Origin of the sequence: Stenotrophomonas sp. 2YAF22 (assembly GCF_052114665.1) — a bacterium.
GTDB classification, from domain to species: Bacteria; Pseudomonadota; Gammaproteobacteria; order Xanthomonadales; family Xanthomonadaceae; genus Stenotrophomonas; species Stenotrophomonas indicatrix.
In genome coordinates, this window is the sequence record NZ_JBFRFE010000195.1 from 1 (window position 1) to 6,672 (window position 6,672).

Here is a 6,672-nt window from a genome sequence, read left to right on the forward strand (position 1 = left end):
AGGCTGGCACGTCCTGTCCGGATTCGGCCTTGTGGGTCTTCGAATCGAGCAGGCCGATGATGCGGTCCGAGTCGCGTACCGAGGACACTTCCGGGTTCACCACCACCACTGCGCGGTCGGCGAAGTACATCGCCAGGAAGGCGCCCTTCTCGATGCCGGCCGGGGAGTCGCAGATGATGTAATCGAAGCCGTCGGCGGCCAGGTCCTTCAGGACCTTGCCCACGCCTTCCTGGGTCAGTGCATCCTTGTCGCGGGTCTGCGAGGCAGCCAGCACGAACAGGTTGTCGAAGCGCTTGTCCTTGATCAGGGCCTGCTTGAGGGTGGCTTCGCCGTGCACGACATTCACGAAGTCGTACACCACGCGGCGTTCGCAGCCCATGATCAGGTCGAGGTTGCGCAGGCCGACGTCGAAGTCGATCACCGCCACCTTCTTGCCACGCTTCGCCAGGCCGCACGCAAGGCTGGCGCTGGAAGTGGTCTTGCCGACGCCGCCTTTGCCGGAGGTGACTACGATGATTTCAGCCAAAGGACTTCTCCTGATGATTCTGTTTGAGGTGCTGCGTCAGTCCAGCGCAGCGATCTTGATCTGGTCCTGTTCCAGCCACACCTGCACGGCCTTGCCGCGCAGGGTTTCCGGGACATCGTCCAGCACCTTGTAGTGGCCTGCAATGGCGACCAGTTCCGCATGGAAATCACGGCAGAAAATGCGTGCCGCGGTGTTGCCCTGGGCCCCTGCCAGCGCACGGCCGCGCAGGGTTCCGTAGATATGGATGCTGCCATCGGCGATGACTTCGGCGCCGGCGCCGACGGTGGCCATCACGGTCAGGTCGCAGTTTTCCGCATACAGCTGCTGCCCCGAACGCACGTTGCCCAGCTGCATGCGGCCAGGCTGTGGCGCGGCGGCATCGGCAGCCTTGCCCATCGGCGTGGCCGGAGCCGGTGCCGGTGCGGCCTTCGCTTCGGCCCGCGCAGCACGCCGCGGTTCCGGTGCGGGTGCCGGTGGCGGGGCAGACTCTGCTTCGGCGCGCTCGTACTGGGCACGGAACTTGGCCAGCAGCGGCAGGCCGAGCTGCTGCGAGAGCAGGTCAACTGCACTGGTGCCATAGGCCAATGCAACCGGCAGTACGCCAGCACCGCGCAGGCCATCCACCAGGGCCTGCGCCGTTGCCACGTCGGGCACCTGGCTGAGGCCACCGAAGTCCAGGATCACCGCCGCACGGCCGAACAGCTTCGGCGCACGGCTCACCCGTTCCTGCATTTCCTGCACGAGGCGTTCAACATCAAGGGTGCGGATGCGTAGGTTGGCAATGCCCACCTGGCCGATCTTCAGTTCACCAGCCTGTTCGTAATCGAAATTCACCGCCACGCTCAGGTCCCCGTCGACCGCTGTGCCTGCGCCGGCAGCTGCCGGTCGCGCGCCCATGCCACATCGGGCAGCTTGCCGCCATAGGTTTCGTTCACCCATGGGAAGCTGCACAGTTCCTTGGCCAGCATGCTGGCCCGCACGTCCACCTGCGGCATGGTGTTCTGGCCCAGCTCGCGGAAGCCGAAGCTGCCGTGGAAGAGCAGGGCGGCATCGGCGCCGTGGTCCAGGAACACCTCACAGGTCATCTGCGGGTAGCGCAGCTCGGCGAAGCTCTGCGCGTCGGCATAGAACGCACGGCCGACGCCACCACCGCGACGGCGGCTGGCGACCACGATGCGGTCGATATAGAAGAAAGGGGTGTTCAGCTGTTGCTTGAACCAGGCGAAATTGCTGCTGTCGTGCTGGCTGTCGCTGCCGAAGCCGATCAAAAAACCGGCCAGGTTGCCGTCGCGCTCGGCGACGCGGAAATACTCAGCGGTTGCATAGAACAGGCGCAGGCGCTCGGCATCCAGGGGAAGGATGGCCAGGCCAGCATTGTTGTTCAAAGCCAGGACGGAATCGAGCTCGTGCTCGCGCACGTCGCGGATGACAATCGACATTGTGACTCCGTGGGGTAACGCGGTTGGTCCATTACAAGACCCTGCGCACGATTATTGCATGCCCGGGGTGGGCTGCGGCATGAACAGGGGGATATGCCCAAGCATGACTTTCGGCGCTTGGGAGCGGCCGCACACAGGCTACGATGGGTGATGCTGGCCCGACTCAACCACAATGCGATGCTGCGCTACTCCGGGTTGTTCACCTGGGGCACCGTCGGCCTTTGGCTTGCGATCTACCTGATCGACCCGGTGTCGCTGACGCTGGAGAGCCTGGATGGCGAGGCCGGCTACCGGATCATTCCCTGGGCCTCGGCCTACCTGGCCTTCGGCTTCGTGTACTGGGTGCTGACCCGCTCGCTGGGCGAAAGCCGGCCCGGCTTCTTCGACCATGCCGCGCTGATCCTGCTGACGGCCTGCGCGATCGGCGTGAGCTATTTCTCCGGCACCGCACTGGGCAGCATCCTGCTGATGGTGGTGGCCGGCCTGCTGCCCTGGCTGCTGGGCCCGCGCATCGGTGTGGTGTGGCTGGTGGCCAGCAACCTGGCCGTGCTGCCGGTCTACATCCAGCCACTGGGCTTCCCGCCGGTCATCGCCGTGCTGCAGGCCGTCGGCTACATGGGCTTCTCCAGCTTCGTGTTCGTGATCGCGCTGGTGGCGCGCCGCCAGGCCGAGGCGCGCGAGGAGCAGCGCCGCCTGAACGCCGAGCTGCGCGCCACGCGTGCGCTGCTGGCCGAAAGCGCGCGGGTGAACGAGCGCACCCGCATTTCGCGCGAACTGCATGATCTGCTGGGCCACCAGCTGACCGCGTTGACCCTGAATCTGGAAGTGGCCGGCCACCTCGCCGAAGGGCAGGCGCTGGAGCACGTGAAGCGCTCGCATGCCCTGGCCAAGCTGCTGCTGGGCAACGTGCGCGAGGTGGTCAGCCAGCTGCGCGAGACCGGCGCCATCGACCTGGCCGCTGCGCTGCGTCCGCTGACCGAGCACGTGCCGTCGCTGGACATCCAGCTGGAGATCGAGGAGCCGCTGAACGTGGAAGACCCGCAGCGGGCCCACGTACTGCTGCGCTGCACCCAGGAGATCATCACCAACACGGTGCGCCATGCCGGCGCCCGCCACCTGTGGTTGCGGGTGTACCGTGAGGTCCCCGACCAGGTCGTGGTGGAAGCCCGCGACGACGGTGTCGGGGCGGAAACGGTCAATGTGGGCAATGGTTTGCGCGGCATGCGCGAACGCCTGCAACAATGTGGAGGCCAGCTGCAGGTGGAGACCCGCCCCGGCGAAGGCTTCCGGCTGCGGGCGACGGTACCGGCAACGGTGCTGGCGGCCCTTACCCAGGTTCCTGAAGGAGTGCGTTAATGATTCGCGTCTGCCTGGTCGACGACCAAACCCTGGTGCGGCAGGGGATCCGCTCGCTGCTGGCGCTCGACGACGGCATCGAAGTGGTGGCCGAGGCCGCCGATGGCCGCCAGGCGGTCGAGCTGATCCCGCAGATCCGCCCGGACGTGGTCCTGATGGACATGCGCATGCCGGTGATGTCCGGGCTGGAGGCGCTGCAGGTGCTGTCACGGCAGGAACAGCTGCCGCCGACCATCATCCTGACCACCTTCGACGATGACCAGCTGGTGCTGGCCGGGCTCAAGGCCGGTGCCAAGGGCTACTTGCTCAAGGATGTGACCCTGGCGCAGCTGGTCGGGGCGATCCGCACGGTGGCCGATGGCGGTTCGCTGGTGCAGCCAGCGGTGACCCAGCGGCTGCTGTCCGGGCTGGAGCACATGCGCAACGATTTCGTCAGCCTGGACCGGCCCGACCCGCTGACCGACCGTGAGACCGAGATCCTGCGGCTGATGGCCAGCGGTTTCTCCAACAAGGAGATCGCCAATTCGCTGGGGGTCGCCGAGGGCACGATCAAGAACCATGTGTCCAACATCCTTTCCAAACTGGGCGTACGTGACCGTACGCGTGCAGTCCTGAAAGCGTTTGAACTCCAGTTGGTGTGAGGAAAATCCTTTAGCGACAAAGACTTGGCACGCAGCCTGGGCCCGGATTCAGGGTTGCCCCCCACTTGCCCCCTACATGCCGGGTACGCGGATGCGTTACCCTTCGAATTCTTTGTGCATACAAATGCGCAGCCGGCACGGAAACCGGTGCGCCAATCCCGATAACCAATGCCCGCGAAGCCTGCTAGGATTGGCGCTTCGCTTCAATCAACCCGGCCGTGGGATCGGCCCCGGAGACTCTCTGAATGACCCGTATTATCGAGTTCCTGATCGCCTTGGGGATCGTGGCTGGCCTGTTCGTCATCATTGGCGTCTGTCTGCCGGGCGAGCGTCACATCACCGAAAGCATCGAGACCAACCGCAAGATGACGATCGTGTACGACACGGTCAGCAGTCTGCGCCGCTTCAAGGACTGGAACCCGCTGGTACTGCGCGATCCCGCCGTTGAACTGAAGCTGTCCGGCCCGGCCTCCGGCGTCGGTGCCACTCTCGACTACACCTCCAAGGACCTGGGCACCGGTTCCTGGAAGGTGACCGAAGCCGAAGAGAACAAGCGTGTTGTTATCGCCATCGACGACGCCTCCAAGGGTCACGACAAGGTCAGCACCTTCACCCTGGAGCCGACCGGCAAGGGCGGTCGCAACGTCAAGATCACCCAGGACTACTCGGTGAAGTATGGCTTTGACCTGTTCGGTCGCTACGCAGGCCTGTATGTCAGCCGCCAGATCGGCGATGACATCAAGATGGGTCTGTCGCGCATGGCGAACATGCTGGCCACCGTGCCGAATGTCGACTACCGCACTTCCGAAGCTCCGTTGACCGATCTGGGCATCGTCGATGTCCCGGCCGAGGACCTGCTGGTCGTCACCGCCGGCAACGTCGACCGCGGCCAGGAGTCCATCAGCAAGTCCATCAAGGACAACCAGGAGTGGATCAAGCGCGTGATCGAGGCCAATGGCCTGGAAGCCGCCGGTCCGCTGCGTATCATCACCACCGATTTCGGTGCTGAGAAGTACGCCTTCGACATCGCCCAGCCGGTGAAGAAGAAGGGTGCCGAAGGCGTGCCGGCCGAACAGCTGACCGTCAAGATCGACGGTGGCGCTCCGGTCAAGTACGTCCGCGTTGCTCCGCACCGTTCGGCGCATGCGGCCTACACCGGTCACATGGCAGGCCTGGACGTTGCCCGCAGCGCCCTGCGCGCCTGGGCCGTGACCTCGGGCAACGAAGTCATCGACCGTCCGTACGAAACCTGGAAGGACGGCGTGGACAAGTCGTTCACCCCGGAAGCGACGTACGACATCTACTGGGCCGTCAAGTAAGCCTCGGCTGACCCATGTAGTGTTGGACATGAAAACGCGCCGCTTCCTGCGGCGCGTTTTTTTTCATCCCGAGCCCGGTGTCGGGCATTGCGCAAGGAGCAGTCATGTTCAATTCCGAACGACGCGCGCGTAAACCGTCGTTGCTGGCCTGTCTGGGGGCGCTGCTGGCGGCCGCCTCGATCGGTCTCTCGGCCTATGCCGCGCATGGCGTGTCCGATCCGCTGGCGCAGCAGCACCTGAACATGGCAGCGTTGTACGCCTTTGCCCACGGAGCGGTACTGGCCGCCCTCGGCCCGCGCGCGCAGGGCGCGATCGCGCATCTGGCGTTGTACGTGTTGCTGCTGGGCGTGCTGCTGTTCTCCGGCAGCCTGGTGGGCGGTGCGCTGTGGCAATGGCCGACCCGGCTGGCGCCGGTAGGTGGCACCACGCTGATGGCCGGATGGGTACTGCTGGCGATCAACGCGCTGCGGCGCTAGCCGCAACGCCCAAGCACTGGTAGCGCCGGGCCACGCCCGGCGTCGAGCGCAGCGACCCGCGTCTGCCTTTGCTTTTTTTGTTTGTTCAATTCCGTGGCGGACGCACCCGGAAACTGTCCGTGGCCGGGATGGTGGGCGGCGCAGGGGCGTAAGCGCCATGGATGGCGCGCCCGAGCTTACATGGACGTACTTGCAGCGACCCCTGCGCCGCCCACCCTCCCGGCCAACCCGAGGACCGCAGTCGAGCAGCTGCCACGAGGGGCTCAGCCGTTGGCCGGTTTCCAGCACCAGTGCCACGGTTCGTAGACGATCCCATGCGGGTTGTCGCGCGGATAGCTCAAGTGGAACCCGTGCGCCGCGGCATTGGCCTGCAGCCACGCAAACGCAGCCGTCGCCTCGAAGCTCTCCTCTGCCGGCGCATCCCCCGGTGTGCCGATGTCCAGCGCGTGACCACTGTGGTGTTCGCTGAAACCAGGGGCGGCATTGACCTTCAGGATCTGCGGCACGCTCTGCCCGCGCGCCAGCTTGCGTTCGAAAATGCCGAGCTGATACGCATGGCTGCGGAAGCCGGAGATCGCATCCAGTGCAATGCCATCCCGGGCGGCATGCAGGCGCATCCGTCGCCAGCCCTGCGCGGCACCGCGGCGCAACCACAACGGGCGGGCAAAGCGATCACGTCCGGCCAAGTGCAGCACGCACGGCTCGGCTTCCAGTGCCAGCCCGCTGTCGTGCGCATAGCGCTGTGCATCCAGGCCCAGCTGCTGCAAGCGCTGCTGCAGGCCAACCAGCGGCAGCCACTGGTCTTCCAGTGCAGCGCCGAACGGTCGTGACCGTGCGCCATCCAGCAGGGCCAGCGCTTCCTCCACGCCGGGCTCGCGTGGCAGGCGCGGCACCAGCGAGTGCACACCGTGCGCC

Annotated in this window: 8 protein-coding genes; 4 read left to right on the plus strand and 4 right to left on the minus strand. The window is 65.6% G+C overall.

The genetic code is table 11. The features are described from left to right. The 3 genes from minD to AB4Y84_RS09710 form a co-directional block, all read right to left on the minus strand. Positions 1-526 (minus strand): septum site-determining protein MinD (gene minD, locus AB4Y84_RS09700; protein ID WP_442250066.1); only part of this gene is annotated, 526 nt, incomplete at its 3' end. A 36-nt stretch (positions 527-562) separates the two neighbouring features. Next, positions 563-1,423 (minus strand): septum site-determining protein MinC, encoded by an 861-nt coding sequence (gene minC / locus AB4Y84_RS09705; protein ID WP_442243829.1) that lies wholly within the window; start codon positions 1,421-1,423, stop codon positions 563-565. Then, the gene (locus AB4Y84_RS09710) at positions 1,369-1,965 is read right to left on the minus strand and encodes a GNAT family N-acetyltransferase (RefSeq protein ID WP_100551840.1); all 597 of its coding nucleotides are present in this window, start codon (positions 1,963-1,965) and stop codon (positions 1,369-1,371) included. Before AB4Y84_RS09710 ends, minC begins: the two co-directional genes overlap by 55 nt. A gap of 150 nt (positions 1,966-2,115) precedes the next feature. Here AB4Y84_RS09710 and AB4Y84_RS09715 point away from each other — a divergent pair, with 150 nt between their 5' ends. The 4 genes from AB4Y84_RS09715 (at position 2,116) to AB4Y84_RS09730 (ending at position 5,757) form a co-directional block, all read left to right on the plus strand. Further along, positions 2,116-3,321 (plus strand): sensor histidine kinase, encoded by a 1,206-nt coding sequence (locus tag AB4Y84_RS09715; protein WP_394196130.1) that lies wholly within the window; start codon positions 2,116-2,118, stop codon positions 3,319-3,321. Then, positions 3,321-3,962 carry a response regulator gene (locus AB4Y84_RS09720; protein ID WP_025873873.1) on the plus strand — a complete coding sequence of 214 codons (642 nt, stop codon included), beginning with the start codon at positions 3,321-3,323 and terminating at the stop codon, positions 3,960-3,962. The genes AB4Y84_RS09715 and AB4Y84_RS09720 overlap by 1 nt, the downstream gene beginning before the upstream one ends. Before the next feature lie 245 nt (positions 3,963-4,207). Next, entirely contained in the window at positions 4,208-5,281 is a 1,074-nt protein-coding gene (locus tag AB4Y84_RS09725; RefSeq protein WP_442243828.1) for an SRPBCC family protein, read from the plus strand. Positions 5,282-5,385: 104 nt separating this feature from the next. Further along, positions 5,386-5,757, plus strand: coding sequence for a DUF423 domain-containing protein (locus tag AB4Y84_RS09730; RefSeq protein WP_025873872.1), 372 nt, complete (start codon positions 5,386-5,388; stop codon positions 5,755-5,757). 263 nt (positions 5,758-6,020) lie between these two features. Here AB4Y84_RS09730 and AB4Y84_RS09735 read toward each other — a convergent pair. Continuing rightward, on the minus strand, positions 6,021-6,672 hold a 652-nt coding region (locus tag AB4Y84_RS09735; protein WP_442250067.1), incomplete at its 5' end, for a M15 family metallopeptidase.

Excerpts from the sequence above, each read along its gene's own strand:
- minC (WP_442243829.1), bottom strand. The coding sequence starts at position 1,423 with ATGGGCGCGCGACCGGCAGCTGCCGGCGCAGGCACAGCGGTCGACGGG.
- AB4Y84_RS09730 (WP_025873872.1), top strand. The coding sequence starts at position 5,386 with ATGTTCAATTCCGAACGACGCGCGCGTAAACCGTCGTTGCTGGCCTGT.
- AB4Y84_RS09715 (WP_394196130.1), top strand. The coding sequence starts at position 2,116 with ATGCTGGCCCGACTCAACCACAATGCGATGCTGCGCTACTCCGGGTTG.
- AB4Y84_RS09725 (WP_442243828.1), top strand. The coding sequence starts at position 4,208 with ATGACCCGTATTATCGAGTTCCTGATCGCCTTGGGGATCGTGGCTGGC.
- AB4Y84_RS09720 (WP_025873873.1), top strand. The coding sequence starts at position 3,321 with ATGATTCGCGTCTGCCTGGTCGACGACCAAACCCTGGTGCGGCAGGGG.
- AB4Y84_RS09710 (WP_100551840.1), bottom strand. The coding sequence starts at position 1,965 with ATGTCGATTGTCATCCGCGACGTGCGCGAGCACGAGCTCGATTCCGTC.